This window comes from Cobetia sp. 10Alg 146 (genome assembly GCF_029846385.1).
Taxonomy (GTDB): domain Bacteria; phylum Pseudomonadota; class Gammaproteobacteria; order Pseudomonadales; family Halomonadaceae; genus Cobetia; species Cobetia marina.
This window is the reverse complement of the sequence record NZ_JARWKT010000007.1, coordinates 16,735-34,047: the sequence shown is the minus strand read 5'-3', so window position 1 is coordinate 34,047 and position 17,313 is coordinate 16,735. Positions and strand designations below refer to the sequence as shown.

At 63.8% G+C, this 17,313-nt stretch carries 17 protein-coding genes; 12 read left to right on the top strand and 5 right to left on the bottom strand.

All coding sequences use genetic code 11. The features are described from left to right. Positions 1-73 precede the first annotated feature (73 nt). The 7 genes from QD172_RS12945 to QD172_RS12915 all read left to right on the top strand — a co-directional run bounded on the left by QD172_RS12945 (position 74) and on the right by QD172_RS12915 (position 6,504). Entirely contained in the window at positions 74-1,357 is a 1,284-nt protein-coding gene (locus tag QD172_RS12945) for a peptidylprolyl isomerase (protein ID WP_077378083.1), read from the top strand. 7 nt (positions 1,358-1,364) lie between these two features. Beyond that, positions 1,365-2,363: a 4-hydroxythreonine-4-phosphate dehydrogenase PdxA gene (pdxA, locus tag QD172_RS12940; protein ID WP_084207861.1), complete on the top strand. Its 999-nt coding sequence runs from the start codon at positions 1,365-1,367 to the stop codon at positions 2,361-2,363. Positions 2,364-2,573: 210 nt separating this feature from the next. Continuing rightward, positions 2,574-3,482, top strand: a complete 909-nt coding sequence (gene rsmA, locus QD172_RS12935; RefSeq protein ID WP_077378089.1) for a 16S rRNA (adenine(1518)-N(6)/adenine(1519)-N(6))-dimethyltransferase RsmA — start codon at positions 2,574-2,576, stop codon at positions 3,480-3,482. After that, entirely contained in the window at positions 3,479-3,859 is a 381-nt protein-coding gene (apaG, locus tag QD172_RS12930) for a Co2+/Mg2+ efflux protein ApaG (protein ID WP_077378092.1), read from the top strand. The genes rsmA and apaG overlap by 4 nt, the downstream gene beginning before the upstream one ends. A gap of 115 nt (positions 3,860-3,974) precedes the next feature. Next, the gene (locus QD172_RS12925) at positions 3,975-4,817 is read left to right on the top strand and encodes a symmetrical bis(5'-nucleosyl)-tetraphosphatase (protein WP_279855964.1); all 843 of its coding nucleotides are present in this window, start codon (positions 3,975-3,977) and stop codon (positions 4,815-4,817) included. A 67-nt stretch (positions 4,818-4,884) separates the two neighbouring features. Further along, on the top strand, positions 4,885-5,211 hold the full coding sequence (glpE, locus tag QD172_RS12920) for a thiosulfate sulfurtransferase GlpE (protein ID WP_077378098.1): 327 nt from the start codon (positions 4,885-4,887) through the stop codon (positions 5,209-5,211). Positions 5,212-5,259: 48 nt separating this feature from the next. Further along, the gene (locus QD172_RS12915; protein ID WP_279855963.1) at positions 5,260-6,504 is read left to right on the top strand and encodes a polynucleotide adenylyltransferase; all 1,245 of its coding nucleotides are present in this window, start codon (positions 5,260-5,262) and stop codon (positions 6,502-6,504) included. Between the two features lie 46 nt (positions 6,505-6,550). Here QD172_RS12915 and QD172_RS12910 read toward each other — a convergent pair whose 3' ends face one another. After that, positions 6,551-7,231: a glycerol-3-phosphate acyltransferase gene (locus QD172_RS12910; protein ID WP_240499643.1), complete on the bottom strand. Its 681-nt coding sequence runs from the start codon at positions 7,229-7,231 to the stop codon at positions 6,551-6,553. 115 nt (positions 7,232-7,346) lie between these two features. Between QD172_RS12910 and folB the strand changes: the two genes are divergently transcribed. Together folB and folK are read left to right on the top strand one after the other, a co-directional pair. Continuing rightward, positions 7,347-7,715 (top strand): dihydroneopterin aldolase, encoded by a 369-nt coding sequence (folB, locus tag QD172_RS12905; protein ID WP_077378104.1) that lies wholly within the window; start codon positions 7,347-7,349, stop codon positions 7,713-7,715. Continuing rightward, positions 7,712-8,251 carry a 2-amino-4-hydroxy-6-hydroxymethyldihydropteridine diphosphokinase gene (gene folK, locus QD172_RS12900; RefSeq protein WP_279855962.1) on the top strand — a complete coding sequence of 180 codons (540 nt, stop codon included), beginning with the start codon at positions 7,712-7,714 and terminating at the stop codon, positions 8,249-8,251. The genes folB and folK overlap by 4 nt, the downstream gene beginning before the upstream one ends. 181 nt (positions 8,252-8,432) lie before the next feature. Here folK and tsaD read toward each other — a convergent pair whose 3' ends face one another. Further along, positions 8,433-9,473, bottom strand: a complete 1,041-nt coding sequence (gene tsaD / locus QD172_RS12895) for a tRNA (adenosine(37)-N6)-threonylcarbamoyltransferase complex transferase subunit TsaD (protein ID WP_077378110.1) — start codon at positions 9,471-9,473, stop codon at positions 8,433-8,435. A 425-nt stretch (positions 9,474-9,898) separates the two neighbouring features. Between tsaD and rpsU the strand changes: the two genes are divergently transcribed. The 3 genes from rpsU to rpoD all read left to right on the top strand — a co-directional run bounded on the left by rpsU (position 9,899) and on the right by rpoD (position 14,562). Continuing rightward, positions 9,899-10,114, top strand: a complete 216-nt coding sequence (rpsU, locus tag QD172_RS12890; protein WP_024951433.1) for a 30S ribosomal protein S21 — start codon at positions 9,899-9,901, stop codon at positions 10,112-10,114. A 245-nt stretch (positions 10,115-10,359) separates the two neighbouring features. Then, positions 10,360-12,414: a DNA primase gene (gene dnaG / locus QD172_RS12885; RefSeq protein WP_279855960.1), complete on the top strand. Its 2,055-nt coding sequence runs from the start codon at positions 10,360-10,362 to the stop codon at positions 12,412-12,414. Positions 12,415-12,723: 309 nt separating this feature from the next. Continuing rightward, positions 12,724-14,562, top strand: coding sequence for an RNA polymerase sigma factor RpoD (rpoD, locus tag QD172_RS12880; RefSeq protein WP_077378116.1), 1,839 nt, complete (start codon positions 12,724-12,726; stop codon positions 14,560-14,562). A gap of 162 nt (positions 14,563-14,724) precedes the next feature. On the opposite strand, the gene QD172_RS12875 is transcribed toward rpoD, so the two are convergent. The 3 genes from QD172_RS12875 to QD172_RS12865 form a co-directional block, all read right to left on the bottom strand. Further along, positions 14,725-15,051, bottom strand: a complete 327-nt coding sequence (locus QD172_RS12875) for a S24/S26 family peptidase (protein ID WP_077378119.1) — start codon at positions 15,049-15,051, stop codon at positions 14,725-14,727. 275 nt (positions 15,052-15,326) lie between these two features. Then, positions 15,327-16,061, bottom strand: coding sequence for a hypothetical protein (locus QD172_RS12870; RefSeq protein WP_103751455.1), 735 nt, complete (start codon positions 16,059-16,061; stop codon positions 15,327-15,329). A 147-nt stretch (positions 16,062-16,208) separates the two neighbouring features. After that, positions 16,209-17,183 (bottom strand): LysR substrate-binding domain-containing protein, encoded by a 975-nt coding sequence (locus tag QD172_RS12865; protein ID WP_077378122.1) that lies wholly within the window; start codon positions 17,181-17,183, stop codon positions 16,209-16,211. Positions 17,184-17,313: the final 130 nt, after the last annotated feature.

The following is a 17,313-nucleotide window of genomic DNA, read 5'->3' as shown; positions in this document are numbered from 1 at the left end:
CGTCACGCACGCTGACGACAGGGCGCCGCTGCAAGGCGGCGCCATCAACATTTTTACGTCGAGAGAACACCCGATGCGCAAGACCCTGATTGCCCCGCTGGGGCTGGCATTCGCGCTGGCAAGCCTGCCGGTGAGTGCCGCCGAGTTGCTCGACCGTGTGGTTGCCGTGGTCAACAAGGACGCCATCATGCAAAGCGACATGGAGCGGCGTGTCTCCCAGGCCAGCCAACAGCTGCAGAGTCGCGGTATCAACCTGCCGCCGCGCAATGTGCTGGAGCGCCAGGTGCTCGACCGCATGGTCAATGAGCAGATTCAGCTGCAGATGGCGGAGCAGGCCAATCTGAGCATCGATGACACCCAGCTCAATGCCACCCTGCGGGGAATCGCCAAGGACAATGGTCTGAGCCTGGAGGCCTTTGCCGACAAGCTCGAGCAGGATGGCATGTCGCTGGCCGATGTGCGTGATCAGGTGCGTCGTGAACTGCTGGTGCAACAGATCCAGCAGCGTCGCGTGGCCAGCAAGGTGCGCATCTCCGATCGCGAGATCGACCGGTATCTCAACCAGCAGGACGTCGGCAGTGATATCCAGTATCACCTGGCGCACCTGCTGGTCGCCCTGCCGCAGGAGCCGACACCGGCTCAGGTCAAGGCGGCGCGCGAGCGTGCCGATGGTCTGCGTCAGCAGATCGCCGATGGGACGGACTTCGCCCAGGTGGCAGCGGCGGAATCCGCTGGCAGCCAGGCGCTGAGTGGCGGGGATCTCGGCTGGCGCGCCGGCGGTGAGCTGCCGAGCGTATTCGCCGATGTGGTGCCGGACATGCAGGCAGGTGAGGTGTCCCAGCCGTTGCGCAGTGCCAGCGGCTATCACCTGGTAAAGCTGATCGAGAAGCGTGGCGCAGGCAAGTCATTGATTTCCCAGACTCAGGCGCGTCACATCCTGATCCAGCCCAACCCGAACATGAGTGATCAGCAGGCGCTTGAGCGTGCCGAGTCCATCCGCCGTCGCGTGCTGGGTGGCGAGGACTTCGCCGCGCTGGCCCAGGAGTTCAGCGACGACAAGGGCAGCTCTCTCAAGGGTGGCGAGCTGGGGTGGGTCAGCCCGGGGCAGACGGTGTCGTCCTTCGAGACTGCCATGAACGCCCTGAAGGTGGGGGAGGTCAGCCAGCCCATCAAGACGCGCTTCGGCTATCACATCATCGAGGTCGAGAATCGTCGTCAGCAGGATGTCACCAATTCCAGCCAGCGTGACAAGGTCCGCAAGACCCTGTTCCAGCGCAAGCTCAATGACGAACTGGAAGCCTGGCAGCAGCAGATCCGCGCCGAGGCCTATGTCGACAACCGCCTTGATGAGCAGTGAGCGCGCCATGTCGTCCGAGGTGATCGCGCTGACCGCCGGGGAGCCGGCGGGCATCGGTCCCGAGCTGCTGGTGATGCTGGCGGCTCAGGCCGAGGACTTCCCGGCGCAGCTGGTCGCGGTCGCCGATCCCGACCTGCTGGCCAGTCGTGCCCGGCTGCTGGGGCTTTCGCTTGAATTGCATGAGCTGAGCCCCGGCGACCCCCTGCCACCGGCCCGCAATGGTCATCTGGCCGTATGGCCGGTGCCGCTGGCGGTGCCCAGTGAGCCGGGTGTGATCGATGCGCGCAACGGTGATCATGTCCTGCAGATGCTCGACGTGGCCATCGCCGCCTGTCAGGCCGGACACGCCAGTGCCATGGTGACGGCGCCGCTGTCCAAGGCGGCCGTGATCGAGGCCGGCCACGCCGGTTTCACGGGGCATACCGAGTATCTGCGCGACGTCTGCGGTGTCGAGGAAGTGGTCATGATGCTGGCGTGCCCGGGACTGCGTGTCGCGCTGGCCACCACCCATCTGCCGCTGCGTGAGGTGGCTGACGCCATCACGCCGCAGGGGCTGACACGAGTGCTCACTATCCTGGCGGAAGATCTCAAACGCTACTTCGGGCGTGAGACGCCGCGCATCGCGGTGTGCGGACTCAACCCCCATGCCGGCGAAGGTGGGCATCTCGGCGTCGAGGAGATCGAGGTGATCTCACCGACGCTCGAGGCACTGCGCGCCACGGGCATGCAGCTGGCGGGGCCGCTGCCGGCAGATACCCTGTTCACGCCACGTCATCTCGATGGCGTGGATGCCGTGCTGGCGATGTATCACGATCAGGGGCTGCCGGTGCTCAAGTACGCCGGATTCGGTCAGGCGGCCAACATCACGCTGGGCCTGCCCATCGTGCGTACCTCGGTCGATCACGGTACCGCGCTGGATCTCGCGGGTACGGGTCGGGCCGATGTCGGAAGTCTCGTGCAGGCCGTGCAGGTGGCCATCGAGATGGCAGCCGCCGCGCGAGCCTGAGATAATCCCCCATCATCTGGCGTGGCCGTCCATGCGGCACGCCGAGCGCGCACCTCAAGCAGGCGTCGCCGCTACCCCAGTCATTCGACCATCCAGGATGGTCTCGCCGTCCTTTCCATGTCCCTCGATGCCTCTGCATCGATTCCACAGGTGAAGGATGGCGTCTTGTTGTCGGGAGTCCACAGGGCTCCCCGGAGGAAAGTCAGTCCCATGTCCCAACATTTCCCGGCGCATCGTGCGCGCAAGCGTTTCGGCCAGAACTTCCTGCAGGATCTTGGCGTCATCTCCCGTATCGTCAGGGCCATTCGTCCGGCGGAGGGGGAGCGGCTGGTCGAGATCGGTCCGGGGCAGGGGGCGCTGACCGGTCCGTTGCTGGAAGCGGCGGGCAAGCTGGAGGTCATCGAGCTGGACCGTGACCTGATCCCCGGGCTGCGCGTGCAGTTCTTCAACTATCCCGATTTCGTCATCCACGAGGGCGATGCCCTGCGCTTCGATTTTCCGGCGCTGGTGGGCGATGGCCCGGCACTGCGCGTGGTCGGCAACCTGCCGTACAACATCTCCACGCCACTGATCTTCCACCTGCTGGAAGCGCGTGGCGCGATTGCCGACATGCACTTCATGCTGCAGAAGGAAGTGGTCGAGCGTCTGGCGGCTGAGCCGGGTGGCACGGACTGGGGCCGTCTGTCGGTGATGACCCAGTATTACTGTGCGGTCGAGAACCTCTTCCTGGTGCCGCCCAGTGCCTTCTTTCCGGCGCCAAAGGTGGACTCGGCCATCGTGCGTCTGGTGCCGCATGCCGAGCTGCCGCATCCGGCGACTGACGAGAAGCTGCTGGCCATCATCGTGCGGGAAGCCTTCTCCCAGCGTCGCAAGACCCTGCGCAACAACTTCAAGGGGCGTATCGATGCCGAACAGCTGACGGCGCTGGGCATTGATCCCTCGCGTCGCCCGCAGACGCTGACGGTCGCGGAGCTGGTGATGATCACCAACCATCTGAGCGCCCAGGGCATGACCGCCAGTCAGGCGGACAGCGCGCCCCGCAAGCGCCCCCGCAGCAATGTCGGTCACGGTGAGGTCACGACCTCGCAGGCCGCCACTGACAGCGATCACGACGCATGAGCGGCGTGGCGGACATTCATGTCGACGCCGTACCGGAGTACTGCGCCGACGAGAGTCGTCCGAGCGAGAACCGCTTCGTGTTCCGCTACACCATCACGGTGCACAATGGCAGCGACGAGACGATCCAGCTGCTGGCGCGTTACTGGAAGATCACCCAGGGAAGCGGCAACGAGCAGGAAGTCCGCGGCAAGGGGGTGGTCGGCAAGCAGCCGCTGATCGCCCCGGGGGAAAGCTTCCGCTATACCTCGCGGGCCGTCCTCGACATGCCGGTCGGCGTGATGCAGGGGGCCTATACCTTCTCCGATGCCACCCATGCGCGCACCTTCGAAGTCGCCATCGCGCCATTTCGTCTGGCCGGGCCGCATCAGGTGCATTGATGCCTGCCGAGTCTCGGGCCAGGTCGGGACATGGCCCATCGGTCTGTCGCCGTCCTGAACGAAACCATCACCAAGTCATTCACGTAGCAGGCCGCCAGGCGGCCGGGGGAGCAGCATGACGCAGTGGGCGATTGGCGATCTGCAGGGATGTCACGTTGAGTTCGAACGCCTGTTGCAGCGTCTGGAGTTCACGCCCGGACGTGATGTGATGTGGTTGGCCGGAGATCTGGTCAATCGCGGGCCGGGCTCGCTTGAATGCCTGCGCCATGCCAAGGCTCTCGGGGACAGTGCGCGCATCGTGCTGGGCAACCATGATCTGCATCTGCTGGCGGTCGCGCATGGCTTCGGGCGCCTCAAGCGTTCCGATACGCTTCAGCCCATTCTGGACGCGCCGGATCGCGACGAGCTGCTTGACTGGCTGCGTCGCCAGCCGTTGATGGTGGAAGAGACCATCGATGCGCGGCGCACGGTGATGACGCATGCCGGCGTTCTGCCTGGCTGGACCTTGAATCAGGCGGCAGCGCTGGCCCGCGAGGCGGAAGCTGCACTGGCGGGGAACGCCTATCGCGAGTTTCTCGGCGAGATGTATGGCGACACGCCCGATCTCTGGCGGGAGGATCTCAGCGGCATCGCGCGGCTGCGTTGCATCGTGAATGTCTTCACCCGCATGCGTTTCGTGGACCGCGAGGGTCGCATGGACTTTGCGTCCAAGGAGGGGCTGGATTCCGCGCCCGAGGGCTATCGTCCCTGGTTCCAGTTTCCGCGTCCCGAGGGAGCCTGGGATGACTCTCCGCGCCTGCTGTTCGGCCATTGGGCGGCGCTGGAAGGCGAGACTCCAGCGGCGCGCCAGGATGTCGCGGCACTGGATACCGGCTGCGTATGGGGTGGCGGGCTGACAGCGCTCGATCTCGAGACGGGGCAGCGCGTGTTCGAACCGGCGGTGACATCGCGCGACTGACTCTGCAAGGCGCCTCCCCTGCGCGGCGCACGTCCATTTTCCTGTCCCTATCTTCAGCGGAGTTCCCATGAGTTTCGAACATCTTGATCTGGCGTCACTGGCGCAATGGCGCGACGGCGAACAACCCTTCGTGCTGCTGGACATCCGTGATCCGCTCAGCTTCACCCAGGGGCGCATTCCCGGCAGCCGGCATCTGGACAACGCCAGTGCGGGGGCGATCTTGGAAGAGACACCTCGCGACACACCGCTGGTAGTGGTGTGCTATCACGGCCACTCCAGTCAGCAGGCAGCGGCCTGGCTTGCCGGGCAGGGCTTCGAGAAGGTCTACTCTCTCGATGGCGGTTTCACCCAGTATCAGCTCACCCATGGCGACGATGTCGAAAGCGGTAGCTGATCCCACCTTTGCCTGATTGTCTCATCTCCCTTCTGCCAAGGAGTCCCCATGACTCGTAGTGCCCCTCATCGACTTGATGCGTCATCGGACCGCCTGCTGCAAGGGCTCGAGGTCTATCGGGTAGGGGGCGCCGTGCGCGATGCGCGCCTGGGCTGGCCATGGCATGAGTGCGATTTCGTGGTGGTGGGCGCGACGGTCGAGGACATGCAGGCGCGTGGTTTCCGCCCGGTGGGGCGCGACTTTCCGGTCTTCCTGCACCCTCAGACGCAGGAGGAATATGCGCTGGCACGCACCGAGCGCAAGTCCGGACATGGCTACGTTGGCTTCACCGTGCATGCCAGCCCCGACGTGACCCTGGAAGAGGATCTCGTGCGTCGTGATCTGACCATCAATGCCATGGCCGAGCCGCTGGACAGTCCGCCCGGCGAGGGCGAACTGGTGGACCCCTACGGCGGACTTGCGGATCTCGAGGCACGACTGTTGCGCCACGTCTCCGACGCCTTCAGTGAAGACCCGCTACGCGTGCTGCGCGTGGCACGCTTCCTGGCACGTTATCAGGGGCTGGGTTTCACGGTCGCCGAGGAGACTCGCGCGTTGATGCAGGGGATGGTCGAGAGCGGCGAAGTCTCGCATCTGGTCGCTGAGCGTGTCTGGAAGGAAACCGAGAAGGCGCTGGGGGAAGCCAGTCCTGAGGCCTACTTCCAGCTGCTGGATGAGCTGGGTGCCCTGAGCGTGCTGATGCCGGCGCTGGCGAGGGAGGCCCGTGCGCTTGAGTCAGCGCTGGAGCGGCTGGATCGACTGCCGCGACAGCTGGTCGATGAGGCGGAGATGGTCTGCTGGCGCATGGCACGGCTGGTGGAGCACCTGTCGCGTGAGGAGATCGATACCCTGGCGCAGGAGCTGCGTCTGCCCAGTGCCGTTCGCGATGCGGCTCAGCAGGCGCGTCTGTGCCGAGAGCTGAATGATGCGTCGCATCGTGAGGGTGGCGTGCAGGCGGAAGATCTCAAGGTCTGGCTGGATGGCGTCGATGCGTGGCGTCGTGGTGAGCGCCAGTCGGTGCTGGTGGCCTTGCTGGCAGTGGAAGACAAGGGGCTGGCGCGGCTGGGCAATGCCGCCTGGCAGGCCGCGACGGCGGTCTCGCCGCAATCCCTGGTCGCTCAGGGGCTCAAGGGTGCCGAGATCGGGCGGGCGATGGGCGAGCAGCGTCAGCAGGCGATTGCCGAGGCATTGCGTGAGTGGCGAGCCACGCCAGAGGTCCATGCGCCGCACTGTGGTTGTGGCCACGCTCACTGAGAGGACGATGCACGCAGAGGCAAGGGCCGGGCTGCGGAGTGAGGGTCTACAGGCGCGGTTCGCTGCCATCGCTCAGGCGGCGCAGATTGAGCGCGTGACGCACCACGATCAGACTGGCGAAGACGAGTATCACGCCGCTCATTTCCGGCGCCAGCCACAGGCTGAAGAGCGGGGCGGCAAGCCCTGAGACGAGTGAGGCAATGGCGGCGGTGCGCAGGCGCCACGCCAGTCCGATCCACAGGGCAGCACAGCTCAGGGCCACGCCCGGTGCCAGCATCAACAGCACGCCGAAGGCGGCAGCGACAGCCTTGCCGCCTCGATGTCCACGATGCCATAGCGGCAGGCTGTGGCCGATCAGCACCGCCAGCCCGATCAGTCCCAGTGCCCAGGCGGGCAGGGCGATCTCGCCACCCAGCCACAGGGCAGGCATGCCCTTGGTGGCATCGAAGGCCAGGACCAGCGCGGCAGGCATGGCACCGTGCAGTCGCAGTACATTCGAGAAGCCCGGATTGAAGGAGCCGGCCAGCCGCGGGTCGGTCAGGCCCAGGCGCTGGCAGATCCACACCGCTCCCAGAACCGACCCTCCCCCATAGGCCAGTGCCAGCAGCAGGCTCAGCTGCTGCCAGTGTGCCAGCGTGGCCACCCAGCCGATGATGTCGCTCAGCATGCCTCCCCCGCACATGACCCGCTGCGCGCCGTCAGCCATGTCGCTTGCGGACAGGCGCATCGCGCGGCTCGGTTTGGCCAAGCAGGGGCTGGGTGCAGTAGAATCTCGGGCATGATGGCGGGGCCTTTGGCGGCGTCGTTTTACTGGTTCATCCGACAAGCATAGAGGTAACGCCATGGATCGTGTGCTGATCGAGGCTCTGGCAGTTGAGACCGTGATAGGAGTCTATGACTGGGAGCGTACCATTCGCCAGCGTCTGGTGATCGATCTGGAGATGGCGACGGACATCCGTCCTGCCGCGGCGGGGGATGATCTGACGCATACCCTTGATTATGCTGCCATCAGCGCTCGTATCCAGACCTACGCAGACGACAGCCAGTTCGAGTTGGTGGAGACCTTCGCGGAGCGTCTCGCCGCGCTGCTGCGGGAAGAATTCGGGATTCCCTGGCTCAGGATGACGGTGCGCAAGCCGGGGGCGGTCCCGGAGGCGCAAGCGGTGGGCGTGCGCATCGAGCGTGGCACGCTCGTGGATGTCAGCGCATGACTCTGGTGCTTGTCTCCATCGGCAGCAACATCGAGCGTGATCATCACGTGCGAGTCTGCCTGGATGCCCTGGAGGCGACCTTCGGGGAGCTCACGCTGTCTTCCGTCTACGAAAGCGAGCCGGTGGGGTTCGTCGACGGGCGCAATTTCTACAATCTGGTGGCGGGATTCCACAGTGACTGGAGCGTCGGTGAGCTGCAAGCCTGGTGCAAGCAGGTCGAGTTCGCCAACGGACGCCTCGAAGGCAGCCCCAAGTTCAGTCCGCGTACGCTGGATATCGACATCCTGACGGTCGGTGAGCTGACCGGCGAGATCGACGGTGTCCTGCTGCCGCGCGAGGAAGTGGATCGCAATGCCTTCGTGCTGCTGCCACTGGCGGAAGCCTTCGCCGAGCAGCGCCACCCGGTGCGTGGGGTCGACTATGCCAGCCTGTGGCAGTCATTCGTCGAGCATGGGCATGCCGAGTCGCAGCCCTTGTGGCCGGTGGAGTTCAACTGGCGTTGCCGGAGGGTCTCCCGCACCGGCGTCGCGCCGTGATGAGGCGGCACTCTGCGCGGTCTGATCACGGCGCTGAATGACGCTCGCGCCATGACCTGCGCCACATGAAGCACGAACGCCCTGCCGGGTAGCCCGGCAGGGCGTTGCTGTTTTCATCGTAGCCGTTTCATCGCAGCTACGCCTTTTCACGGCCGCCGAGACGCGCCGGGAGCGGCAGTGATCAGTCGTGATGCCCCTGCGGCGCGGACAGGCTATCGAGAGGCCAGCGTGGTACGGCCTTCATCGGGCCAGTGTCCTGCTCACCGGCGTTCAGTCGTTGTGCACCCACGTAGGCGATCATGGCGCCATTGTCGGTACAGAAGCGACCGCGCGGATAGTAGGCGCGGGCGTTGCGCTTGGCCAGTTCATGGCTCAGGCGCTCGCGTAGGCGGGTATTGGCACTGACGCCGCCCGCCACGACCAGACGCTTGAGACCGGTCTGATCCAGCGCGCGGCGGCACTTGATGACCAGGGTGTCGACCACGGCTTCCTCGAAGGCGCGCGCGATGTCGGCGCGATGCTGTTCGTCCGGCTCGCCACTGGCCTTTGCCTTCTTGAGGGTGACCATGGTGTGGGTTTTGAGGCCCGAGAAGCTGAAATCCAGTCCGGGGCGATCCGTCATCGGGCGCGGGAAGCGGTAGCGCTTCGGATCGCCCTGCTCGGCCAGCTTGGCAACCTGCGGGCCGCCGGGGTAGGGCAGTTCCAGCATCTTGGCGGCCTTGTCGAAGGCCTCGCCTGCGGCATCATCCACGGACTCGCCCAGCAGCTCGTACTCGCCCAGCCCGCGTACCGCCACCAGCTGTGTGTGGCCACCGGAGACCAGCAGCGCCACGAAGGGAAATTCCGGTGCGTCGTCTTCCAGCATCGGGGCCAGCAGATGGCCTTCCATGTGATGCACCCCGAGCACCGGAATCTGCCAGGCTCTGGCCAGGCCATGGGCCGTCGAGGCGCCGACCATCAAGGCGCCCACCAGCCCCGGTCCTGCGGTATAGGTGATGGCATCGATGTCAGCGGCTTTCAGATTCGCCTCGTCCATCACCTGCTGGATCAACGGCAGCAGCTTGCGGGTATGATCGCGAGAGGCCAGCTCTGGTACCACACCGCCGAATTCGGCGTGCATGGCGATCTGGCTGTAGAGGGCGTCTGCAAGCAGGCCCTGGTCCGTGTCGTAGATGGCGACGCCGGTCTCGTCGCAGGAAGTCTCGATGCCGAGCACACGCATGGCTGACTCTCAGGAAATATCAGAAGTAGAGGGCGGCACGGCCAGCGAGGCTGCCTGAGCGAGCCCGAGAGGCGAGGGTGCCGTGAATGCGCGATATTCTACTGGCTGTGAGCACGGGTGTCGCGCCAGCTGGCGTTATGCGAGAGACGATTTCCGGTTTCCGCGTTTGCAAAGGCGGGGACGGGTGTCTAGAATATGGCACTCTGCAAGACTGGGTCGTGCATCCGACCACCCCGCAAAAGCTCCCCGAATCATGATTCCAGCCAGCGACGGCTACCCTCACCGGTGGTGTCGCAGGCGACTGATTGATGCTGGATCGACCTGCAGGTGGCGGTTTACCGTCGCTGGCTGGTGGCTCCTGAGGAGTGGCTGCACCGGATGTGCGTTCAAACCGAACTCATGATCTCAAGGTAGGTGAGTGTTTAATGCCTTCAGTTAAAGTACGTGACAACGAGCCGTTCGACGTCGCCCTGCGCCGTTTCAAGCGCTCCTGCGAAAAAGCCGGTGTTCTTTCCGAAGTGCGTCGTCGTGAGCACTACGAGAAGCCGACCGCTGTTCGCAAGCGTCAGCAGGCGGCCGCTGTAAAGCGCCACGCCAAGAAGGTTCAGCGTGAGCGCAAGCGTTTCGAGCGTCTCTACTGATCCGTACTTTTGGGGAGTGATCCACTGCTCTCTGGAAGGACACCAAGCGGCTGCCTCACGGTGGCCGCTTGTTTTTGTCTCTGGTGATCCGTTTGTTCCCGAGTCGTGTGTCAGTTCACTGCACACGTTGCTGTTTCTCGAGGGATGGCCTGACCCGAGCGCTGTCGTCGATGTGATCGCCCGTTGGCGTGATGTCGACTCACTGCGTTGGGGTCAGTCCGTTTTTCCATGACTTCTGGCGAACCATGGCTGGTCTCATCCCGCAAGGCTTCATAGACGATCTGCTGGCCCGTACCGATGTGGTCGAGGTGGTAGGTGAGCGTGTCCAGTTGAAGAAGGCTGGCAAGAGCTATGTCGGCCTGTGCCCCTTCCATCAGGAAAACTCTCCCTCGTTCAACGTCATTCCGGACAAGCAGTTCTATCACTGCTTCGGGTGCGGGGCGAGCGGCAGTGCCCTCAAGTTTCTGATGGAATTCGATCGTCTGCCGTTTCCGGAAGCGGTCGAGCAGCTCGCCTCGCGTCTGGCGCTCGAGGTGCCCCGTGAAGGCGGCAATCAGAGCCCCCATGAACGTCGCGAGCGCCAGCGCCGCGAGCAGGCCCGTGAAGAGGGTGTCAATCTGCTTGAGGCGGCGGCTGACTTCTATCGCCAGCGCCTGACGGAACCTGCCGCACAGCCCGCCCGTGAGTATCTTGAGGGGCGTGGGCTGTCGCGTGAGGTGATGCGCGATTTCGGTATCGGCTTTGCGCCCCAGGGCTGGGAACATCTCAAGCACCACCTGAGCAAGCTGGGTGTCAGCGAAGAGGTGCAGATCGAGTACGGCCTGCTGATCCATCACGAGGAGAGTGGGCGGCGCTATGACCGCTTCCGCGATCGCGTGATGTTCCCGATCCGTGACTGGAAGGGGCGCACCATCGCCTTCGGTGGTCGCGTGATGGGCGATGCAAAACCCAAATACCTGAATTCCCCCGAGACGCCTGTCTTCCACAAGGGGCGTGAGCTCTACGGCCTGTATGAGGCCCGCGAGGCGAATCGCAAGCTTGAGCGCATGCTGATCGTCGAGGGCTACATGGACGTCGTGGCGCTGGCGCAGTATGGCATTCGCAATGCCTGCGCCACCCTGGGCACCGCGACCAGTGAGGAACACCTCAAGCGCCTCTATCGGCTGGTCGATGAAGTGGTGTTCTGCTTCGACGGTGACAAGGCTGGCCGTCAGGCCGCGCGCCGGGCACTGGAGACGGTGCTGGACGTCATGATCGATGGCCGCCAGGCACGTTTCCTGTTCCTGCCTGAGGGTGAAGACCCGGATTCGCTGGTGCGCAGTGAAGGGCAGGAAGCCTTCGAGAAGCGGGTGACCTGCGCCTCGGGGCTCTCCGAGTTCCTGTTCGAGCAGGCGGCGGAAGGGCGCGACCTCAAGCGCATGGAGCAGCTGGAGCGCTTCGTGACCCAGGCACTGGAATGGATCTCCCGGGTGCCCGAGGGGGTGCTGCGTTCACTGCTGCTCAAGGAGCTGGAGCGCCGCAGTGGCCTGGAGCGTGAGCGGCTGGATGCCATGCTGGTGGAGCGTGCCGCGGCGCGTGATGCCCAGCAGGCGCGTCTCCGGCAGCATCAGCAGCTGCGCCAGTCGCACTCCGCCGCTCCGGCGGGGAATCGCCTGGAAGGTGGCAGTCTGAATGAACCGCAGGGTGGCGACTGGTCATCGCTGGATGCGATGGCAGATGCCGGCTTCGGTGAGCAGGATGCAGAGGGCTGGCAGCCGGAGGACTGGGCGCCGCCCCCGGAGGCTGGCGGTGCCTCGGGTGGGCGGTCTCGTCCGGCCGCTGCCTCGCATGGCGCGGCGCGCAAGACGTCACCGCGTCACTCGGTCAGCATGCTGACGCGCCTGCTGCACCTTCTGGTGCATGAGCCGCAGCTGGTGGCGGAGCTGCCGGCCAGCGATGAATGGATCGAAGGCGCCGGCGAGCCGGCAGACAGTGAGGATGTCCGTCTGCTGGTCGAGGTGGTGAGATTGCTCAAGGCTGGCCAGTATCGTTCGCCTCAGGTGCTGCTGGCGCACTTTCTGGGCACTGCTCAGGGGCCGAGCCTCGAGCAGTTGGCCGCGCGTGAGTTGCTCATCCCGCGTGAAGTGCGCAGCGAGGAGCTGAAGGGGCTGGTGGAGCATTGCCAGCATCAGCTGGCGCGCACGTCACCCGAGGCGGAATACCAGGCCTTGCTGGCCAAGGAAAAGCAGGGCGAGAAGCTGTCGGCTGAGGAGAAGCAGCGGCTGATGGCCCTGCTGATGCAGCTGGCAACGCGGCGCTGAAGCTCACGGAGCCTTTCGGTGACCGCATGTGGGAGATGGGCCGTCCTCGCGGATGAAAAAGCGTTGGCTGACCTTGAAAGACGCTCTCACACACACTATCTAATGGGGTAGTTCCCGATGCGGACTGCCGCAACGTAACCGATAACGCTAACACACCTGGATGGTCCGGCAAATACGCCGCTGGCAGCATCTCCCGATGGCACGCTATACTGGTGCGCTTGATGCTCTCTTCGTCCCTAACCGGCGCTTACTCGCTGAGCAGCGTCGCGTCCAGGTGCTTCATTCTTCTTCGTCGAGATTAGGGGTTCTATGGCTGGTAATGCGCAGCAGCAGTCGCGTCTCAAGGAGTTGATCGCGCGCGGCAAGGAACAGGGTTACCTGACCTATGCCGAGGTCAACGATCACCTGCCCGAGGATATCGCTGATCCAGAACAGGTGGAAGACATCATCAGCATGATCAACGATATGGGCATCAAGGTCGCTGAAGAAGCGCCTGATGCCGATACCTTGATGATGTCTGATTCCTCCACTGACGAGTCCGCCGCCGAAGAAGCCGTCGCTGCTCTCGCCGCGGTGGAAAGCGATGTGGGACGCACGACCGACCCGGTCCGCATGTACATGCGTGAAATGGGTACCGTCGAACTCCTGACCCGTGAAGGCGAGATCAAGATCGCCAAGCGGATCGAGGAAGGCACGCGTGAGGTCATGTCGTCTCTGGCCTTCCTGCCGGGAGCGGTCGACTCCATTCTCGAAGCCTACGATGGCACGCTCGGCGAGGACGGCGGACGTCTGTCCGACCTGTTCTCCGGTTTCATCGATCCGGATGAAGGCGTACCGGGTGTCGCTGAAGTCGAGGTCGAGGAAGTCGAGGAAGTCGAGGAAGGCGAGGAGTCTGAAGGCGAGGACGACGACGAGGACGACTCCGCTTCCGAGGGTGGTCCGGACCCTGAGCTTGCACGCGTGCGCTTCGAGCAGATTCGCGAGCAGAATGATCTGACCAAGGCCGCCATCGAGAAGTACGGTTCAGGTTCTCCTGAGGCCAAGGCCGAGCAGGAGCGTCTTGCCGAGCTGTTCTCGCCGATCAAGCTGGTGCCCAAGCACTTCGAGCGCCTCGTCGGTCAGGTTCGCGTGTCCGTCGAGCAGGTGCGCGAGCAGGAAAAGGTCATCCTGCAGATCTTCGTCAAGCGCGGCAAGGTGCCTCGCAAGAGCTTCATCAAGGCCTTCCCGGGCCACGAGTCCGACATGGATTGGTTCGACAGCTTCATCGGCGGCAGCAAGAAGTACGCCGACAAGCTCGAGCCGTTCCGTGCCGACGTGCTGCGTGCCCAGCGCAAGATCGCCTTCGAGCAGGACATGGTCCAGCTGCCGGTCAGCGAGCTCAAGGAAGTCAATCGTCGCCTGTCGATCGGTGAAGCCAAGGCGCGGCGTGCCAAGAAGGAAATGGTCGAGGCCAACCTGCGTCTGGTCATCTCCATCGCCAAGAAGTACACCAATCGTGGCCTGCAGTTCCTGGATCTCATCCAGGAAGGCAACATCGGCCTGATGAAGGCCGTGGACAAGTTCGAGTACCGTCGTGGTTACAAGTTCTCGACCTACGCCACCTGGTGGATCCGTCAGGCGATCACGCGCTCCATCGCGGATCAGGCGCGCACCATCCGTATTCCGGTGCACATGATCGAGACCATCAACAAGCTGAACCGTGTCTCGCGTCAGATGCTGCAGGAAATGGGTCGCGAGCCGACGCCGGAAGAGCTGGGTGAACGCCTCGAGATGCCGGAAGACAAGGTGCGTCGCGTGCTCAAGATCGCCAAGGAGCCCATCTCCATGGAGACGCCGATCGGTGACGACGATGATTCGCACCTGGGTGACTTCATCGAGGACGGCACCATGGTCTCGCCGATCGACTCCGCCACCGGCGAAGGTCTGATCGAAGCGACCCGCGGCATCCTGTCCGGCCTGACCGCACGTGAAGCCAAGGTGCTGCGCATGCGTTTCGGTATCGACATGAACACCGACCACACCCTCGAGGAAGTCGGCAAGCAGTTCGATGTCACCCGTGAGCGTATCCGTCAGATCGAAGCGAAAGCGCTGCGCAAGCTGCGTCACCCGTCACGCTCCGAGTCACTGCGTTCCTTCATGGAAGAGTGATCTGAAGCGTTCGGAGCCACGGTTCAGCCGCTGGCCCCGCTGACAGCACAACGCCCGCCCCCATGCGAATGGGAGGCGGGCGTTGTCGTTTCTGGTCGCGAGTGAATGGCGTGGATGGCAGGCGGACATGATCGTCTTGCGATGCGCTGAGTGGTGGTGCCGTCAGGCTCCATGCCCCAGCTGATGCGAGGATGAGGTCGCGGCCACGCTGAAGATGACGCGTCCCTTGACGCACTGGCGGGACACCGGGCCCATCTGCTCACTGCTCAAGCCATCGGGGTGCTCTCCGTACAGCCAGAGGCGGCCGTGGTGGTCGATGCGATCTACATGCTTGATCAGCCGTCCCAGCGTCGGGTGTTCCACCACGATGGTGGTACCCGGTGCCAAGGGCCAGTGTCCAGGCCAGCGCATGCTGATGACCAGACTGTGCTGCGGGAGGCGGGGGGCAAGACTATGACCGTGCAGGCGGTAGCTGTTGAACCAGCGCATGTGAGGCTCCTTGAAGGTGAGGGCATGACACGGTCGGGGTCTTGTCGGTGTCTTTCCTGAGCAGTGGTGATAGTTGTAGGATATCCACTGCTTAGTAAAATATAATCATTCTCATTTGATGTCCAGGCATTCTCATCCCCGGACGGAGGGATGGTGCCGGGCAAGGGCCGAAAAAAAAGCCGCGGCTCATGGTGAGCAGCGGCTTCTTCGGTATCACGAACGTGCGGGATTCTCGGGGTTCCAGCGGCGCTGGAGAGGGACTCGAGCGATGTGCGTCAGAGTGCGGCGTCGAGTTCGCGCAGTCGGGCACGGCGCTGGCGACCCATGCGAATGGCCAGCAGCACGATTTCGGCCACGGCGATCGCCATCAAGGTGTAGCCGAACAGTTCGGTGACTTCCTCGGCAGCATTCTTGACCGAGCGCAGGTAGGCGCTGCCCATCAGGGTTTCCCAGAACTCCGAGCGACCATAGAGGCGCGAGAAGACATAGGTGGCCAGGAAGCCGGCGCCAAACAATCCGAAGGCGAAGCTGCGACCGAAGTGTTCGAACTCGGCCACGAAGCGGGTGCGATGGCGCCATACGCCGATGATGACCGGAATCGCGACCACGCTGACCAGGATCTGCCAGCTGCCATCACCGAGCATGCCATCGAGCATGGCGTCCTGTTCACGGATCAATGACGCTGCGAACAGGCCGAACAGCAGCAGGCTGACGGTGCGCAGATCCGGCAGGCGTGAATGTACCAGCCACATGGTGGCGGCACTCAGCGCCAGCAGGGTGCTCTGCATGTGTTCCGTCCAGCTGGCTTCGCTGAAGCCGACATCGCCGAAGTGATGGGCATCATGCATTACCAGCGACATCATCGCTGCCACCACGGGGGCATAGATGGCCAGGCGCAGGCAGGCCTGCATGAACAGCGAGGTCGGCTTGCGACCATAAAGAGGCTGTTCGGCGCTGATGGGCAGCGGGACGGTATGGTGGTGTCGTGTCTGTGAGGTCAGGCGAGACAAGGGACTCTCCGGACAGTCCATGGACTGCCTGTCAGGGTGAGGGTGTCGTTTGCCTGCTCATTATAACGATGCAAAGGTGGCGGGTTAATATTGCCTTAAGAAAACTGTGAGGTGCCATTTGAGCATCGATGTCGCGTCATCAATCACTCATCCCTGTCTCAGTCGGTCGCGCTCGGCCTCTTCGACGATCCAGTCATGCACGGCCTGGATACGGCCATCGTCCAGAGTGCCGTGGGGATGGACGATGACGTAACGCTTGCCGGTCAGCACGCGCTCCGCGAACGGGGCAATCAGGATGCCGCTGTTCAGTTCATGGGTGATCAGGGTGCGTCTTGCCATGGCGACGCCCATGCCGGCGATGGCCGCTTCCATCGAGAGATGATTGCGATTGAAGGTATAGCCACGCTGAACGTTGACCTCCGGTGCGCCGATGCTCGCCAGGTAGAATTCCCATTCGGCATGGTCGTGGCTGCCGCGCCACGCAGTAACGTCATGCAGGAGGGGGTACCAGGCGAGATCCTGAGCATTGCGCAGTGGGGGGCGGCCGCGCATCAGGCCGGGGTGGCAGACGGGGAAGATCTCTTCTTCCATCAGCTCCGTGACCTGCATGCCGGGGTAGTGGCCATCGTTGAGGTCGACCGCCAGCTCGAAATCCCCCTCGCGCAAGGGTGAGTCACTGTCCTCGGCACGTACGTGCAGCTCGATGTCCGGGAAGCGTGCCTGCAGGCGGGGCAGGCGTGGTGCCAGCCATTTCGAGAGGAAAGACGGCACCGAGCGCAAGCGCAGCACGCCGCTCATCAGGCCGCTGCGCAGCCGCTTGACCTCCAGCCCCACTGCGCCGTAGGACTGCTCCACCACGCGTGCCAGACGCGCACCTTCCCCCGTCAGTTCCAGCCCGCGTGAACGGCGTAGAAACAGCTTGAAGCCCAGCCGCTCCTCCAGTTGCTTGATCTGCTGGCTGACTGCACCCGTGGTGACATGCAGTTCCTCGGCGGCACGCGTGAAGGAGGCGTGGCGCGCCGCGCAGGCGAATACCTGAAGCCAGGCGTGGGTCTGGCCATTGAGATGGCGTGGGCTGATGGGGTGAGGCGTGGCGAGTGGCGAGTCGGAGGGCTTGGGCATGCTGGAACTCGTGCTGGCAAGAGACGACAGATGGATGCTGACTGAACAGGGATGACGCTTATGACACAGTCTACGCCGTTTTTGTCTCGTATGGTTTAGTAAAACTAAAGCCATGGGCAATTTTTATGGT

Coding starts and splice junctions, on each gene's coding strand:
- QD172_RS12945 (WP_077378083.1), top strand. CDS start 74: ATGCGCAAGACCCTGATTGCCCCGCTGGGGCTGGCATTCGCGCTGGCA.
- pdxA (WP_084207861.1), top strand. CDS start 1,365: ATGTCGTCCGAGGTGATCGCGCTGACCGCCGGGGAGCCGGCGGGCATC.
- rsmA (WP_077378089.1), top strand. CDS start 2,574: ATGTCCCAACATTTCCCGGCGCATCGTGCGCGCAAGCGTTTCGGCCAG.
- apaG (WP_077378092.1), top strand. CDS start 3,479: ATGAGCGGCGTGGCGGACATTCATGTCGACGCCGTACCGGAGTACTGC.
- QD172_RS12925 (WP_279855964.1), top strand. CDS start 3,975: ATGACGCAGTGGGCGATTGGCGATCTGCAGGGATGTCACGTTGAGTTC.
- glpE (WP_077378098.1), top strand. CDS start 4,885: ATGAGTTTCGAACATCTTGATCTGGCGTCACTGGCGCAATGGCGCGAC.
- QD172_RS12915 (WP_279855963.1), top strand. CDS start 5,260: ATGACTCGTAGTGCCCCTCATCGACTTGATGCGTCATCGGACCGCCTG.
- QD172_RS12910 (WP_240499643.1), bottom strand. CDS start 7,231: ATGCGCCTGTCCGCAAGCGACATGGCTGACGGCGCGCAGCGGGTCATG.
- folB (WP_077378104.1), top strand. CDS start 7,347: ATGGATCGTGTGCTGATCGAGGCTCTGGCAGTTGAGACCGTGATAGGA.
- folK (WP_279855962.1), top strand. CDS start 7,712: ATGACTCTGGTGCTTGTCTCCATCGGCAGCAACATCGAGCGTGATCAT.
- tsaD (WP_077378110.1), bottom strand. CDS start 9,473: ATGCGTGTGCTCGGCATCGAGACTTCCTGCGACGAGACCGGCGTCGCC.
- rpsU (WP_024951433.1), top strand. CDS start 9,899: ATGCCTTCAGTTAAAGTACGTGACAACGAGCCGTTCGACGTCGCCCTG.
- dnaG (WP_279855960.1), top strand. CDS start 10,360: ATGGCTGGTCTCATCCCGCAAGGCTTCATAGACGATCTGCTGGCCCGT.
- rpoD (WP_077378116.1), top strand. CDS start 12,724: ATGGCTGGTAATGCGCAGCAGCAGTCGCGTCTCAAGGAGTTGATCGCG.
- QD172_RS12875 (WP_077378119.1), bottom strand. CDS start 15,051: ATGCGCTGGTTCAACAGCTACCGCCTGCACGGTCATAGTCTTGCCCCC.
- QD172_RS12865 (WP_077378122.1), bottom strand. CDS start 17,183: ATGCCCAAGCCCTCCGACTCGCCACTCGCCACGCCTCACCCCATCAGC.